The organism is Streptococcus sp. 3167 (assembly GCF_013277175.1).
Lineage (GTDB): Bacteria > Bacillota > Bacilli > Lactobacillales > Streptococcaceae > Streptococcus > Streptococcus pseudopneumoniae.
Genome location: NZ_VMML01000102.1, coordinates 1 through 3,082, shown reverse-complemented (window position 1 = coordinate 3,082; position 3,082 = coordinate 1). Strand labels below are relative to the sequence as shown.

The following is a 3,082-nucleotide window of genomic DNA, read 5'->3' as shown; positions in this document are numbered from 1 at the left end:
AAAAAATTATACCCATTCACCTTTTTCATTTACTTTATAGCCGTTAATGGTCATATTTTTTGCCAATTTCCCATCAGCTAACAAGTAATACCACTTATCTCCGTCTTTAATCCATTGATTACGAGCGTACTTACCATCTTGGTTCAGATAATACCAACTATCATACTGAGAATCAAATACCCACTCACTCTTAGCCATGTAACCGCCACGTTTTAGGTAGTATTCTCCCTGCCAAGCTTTCTCCACATAACTACCAGTTGAATCTACATAAAACCAGCTCTTATAGTCTTCATCATAAATCCATTCACTTGCAGCCATTGAAGCATCTGATTTTAGATAATAACGGCCTACCCAACTGTTTCTTACAAGATTGCCAGAAAGGTCATTATAGTACCATTTGCCAGACTCTTTAAACCACTTACTTGCTTGATGATTTTTCTTAGTCTCTCCATTAGAGGTAATAATAGCTTGAGATGAAGTTGAAACTGAGGATGAAGTTCCAGTAGAAACTGCTTGAATAGCCTCTTCTTTTGTCACCTTAGGCTTAGCTTTTCCTTGGTAAACATCTTCGATACGCTTAGTAAAGACAGATAACTCTTCAGGGGATAACATGTGTCTTACAGTCTCTTCCTTATATACAAGACCTGCTTCTTTCCTGATTTTGTGTATCCCCTCTTCAACTATATCATCAATCTTACTAAACATAGAAACTTTATCTGCTTTTGAAAGTGTATCATCATTACTAATGGCTGTCTTCTCCATGAAAGCAACAGCATTAATTTCTCTGATATTTTTTTCCGTAGGAATTAAACTAGGACTCGATTTATCAACATTTTTATAAAAAGTTGATAAATTTTGAACATAATCTTTTAATGTTAAATTAGTATTATTTTCTGGATCGTAATCACCAAAATAATTACGGTCCCGAGGTATCGACCAGCCTGTTAATGGTCCGTAAAACATTTTTAAATCGCTAATTATTTTTTCCTTTTCTTCAGATGAGTATAAGTTACTATCTTTTTCTACTTGCTGAAGTAGTAAGTCATATTTTTTTATTCTAGCTATATCAAAAACATATCCTAAAAAGTTAGGCACATCACTTTTTATTCTATTGACAATTTCTTCGAATTCAAACGAATAATAGTAACCATTTTTTGAAAATCTATTTATATTTTCCTCTGTAACCTCAGCTAATCTTTTAACTACGACAGTCTTGAGTTTTAAGACATCATCATCTTTAAATTGTACAGTATTCCAATCAATGCCATCAATTTCTTCCAATAATTTTTTCTTCACTTGTTCAGAATAATTTCTAGCTACATTCTCTAAATCTGCTTGTGTTTTATATAGACTTTCATTTCTTGAATTCGTATCATTTTCCTGCGCAAAAACTACTTGACTGGCAAAAGTTCGGACTAGTAAAGACGACAGTCCTAAAGCTACTAAAGCATGTTTCATTTCTTTTTTCATCAATTTCTCCTATTTTCTTAATTTTTAAAACTATGAATTGGTGCTGGGATTTGTCCTCCACGAGAGATAAAATCAACAGACGAAGCTCCATTGACTTTCATTACTGGAGCTGTACCAAGAAGACCACCAAACTCAATCATATCGCCTTCTTTTCCTTTGGGAATGATACGTACAGCTGTTGTTTTCATGTTAATGACACCAATTGCAGCTTCATCTGCAATCATAGCCGCAATGGTTTCAGCAGGTGTATCTTCTGGGATGGCAATCATATCCAAACCAACAGAACAGATAGCCGTCATGGCTTCTAGTTTTTCCAAATTAAGAGAGCCATTTTGCACTGCAGCAATCATTCCTTCATCCTCTGAAACAGGGATAAAGGCACCAGACAAACCACCGACTTGGTTGCAGGCCATCACTCCGCCCTTCTTAACTTGGTCATTCAAAAGAGCCAAGGCAGCCGTTGTTCCATGCGTACCAACTATTTCTAGCCCCATTTCCTCAAGGACACGTGCTACAGAATCTCCAACCGCAGGAGTTGGCGCCAAACTCAAGTCCACAATACCAAATTCCACACCCAGTCTCTCACTGGCCATTTGACCAACCAATTGACCGATCCGAGTGATTTTAAAGGCAGTTTTCTTAACTGTTTCGGCTACTACATCAAAGCTCTGTCCACGAACTTTTTCCAAGGCACGCTTGACCACACCAGGACCAGAAACACCGACATTGATGATAACATCTGCTTCCCCAACACCATGGAAAGCACCCGCCATAAATGGATTGTCCTCAACAGCATTAGCAAATACAACCAATTTAGCTGCCCCCATATCCGATAGATTAGCCGTTTCCTTGATAATACGTCCCATATCTGCGACAGCCGTCATATTGATACCAGCCTTGGTTGAGCCGATATTGACTGACGAGCAAACCTTGTCCGTTTCAGCCAAAGCACGAGGAATAGAATTGATGAGAATCTCATCTCCCTTTTGGTATCCCTTTTGTACCAAGGCAGAGAAACCACCAATAAAATCCACACCGATTTCTTTCGCAGCCTTATCAAGCGCTTTTGCCAGAACCACGTAGTCCGTCGCATCTGTCGCTGCCCCTATCAGAGAAATAGGAGTCACCGATACACGCTTATTAACGATTGGAATTCCCAACTCAGCTGCAATTTCATCGCCAACAGCCACTAAATTAGCTGCCTTGCTCGTAATCTTTTGATAAATTTTCTCTGCAGCACGATTGATATCTGGATCGATACAGTCCAAAAGAGAAATCCCCATGGTAATAGTTCTGATATCGAAGTTTTGTTCCTCAATCATGGCGATGGTTTCAGTAACTTGTCTAATATCCATGATAACCTCCTAGATATTATACATAGCTTCGAAAATCGCTGCACTCTGAATATTGATTTTCACATTCAAAGTTTGCCCAAAAGCTTCAAATTCATTACGAAGATAGGTAAAATCTTGCTTTTCATCGCTAGAGACGACAGCCATCATCGTGAAATATTCATCCAAGACAGTTTGAGAGATATCATCAATATTCAAACCCAATTCTGCAATTTTGCCAGAAACACCTGCAACAATTCCAGATTTATCTTTACCAACAA

3 protein-coding genes are annotated in these 3,082 nt (G+C 38.1%); all 3 read right to left on the bottom strand.

Features of this window, described 5'->3' with window-relative positions:
• Positions 1 to 6 precede the first annotated feature (6 nt).
• Entirely contained in the window at positions 7 to 1,470 is a 1,464-nt protein-coding gene (locus tag HT678_RS11020; RefSeq protein WP_172925029.1) for an N-acetylmuramoyl-L-alanine amidase family protein, read from the bottom strand.
• A 17-nt stretch (positions 1,471 to 1,487) separates the two neighbouring features.
• Complete coding sequence (locus HT678_RS11015; RefSeq protein WP_023939670.1) at positions 1,488 to 2,825, bottom strand: PFL family protein; 1,338 nt, start codon at positions 2,823 to 2,825, stop codon at positions 1,488 to 1,490.
• 9 nt (positions 2,826 to 2,834) lie between these two features.
• On the bottom strand, positions 2,835 to 3,082 hold a 248-nt coding region (locus HT678_RS11010; RefSeq protein ID WP_172925027.1), incomplete at its 5' end, for an ACT domain-containing protein.

Coding starts and splice junctions, on each gene's coding strand:
- HT678_RS11020 (WP_172925029.1), bottom strand. CDS start 1,470: ATGAAAAAAGAAATGAAACATGCTTTAGTAGCTTTAGGACTGTCGTCT.
- HT678_RS11015 (WP_023939670.1), bottom strand. CDS start 2,825: ATGGATATTAGACAAGTTACTGAAACCATCGCCATGATTGAGGAACAA.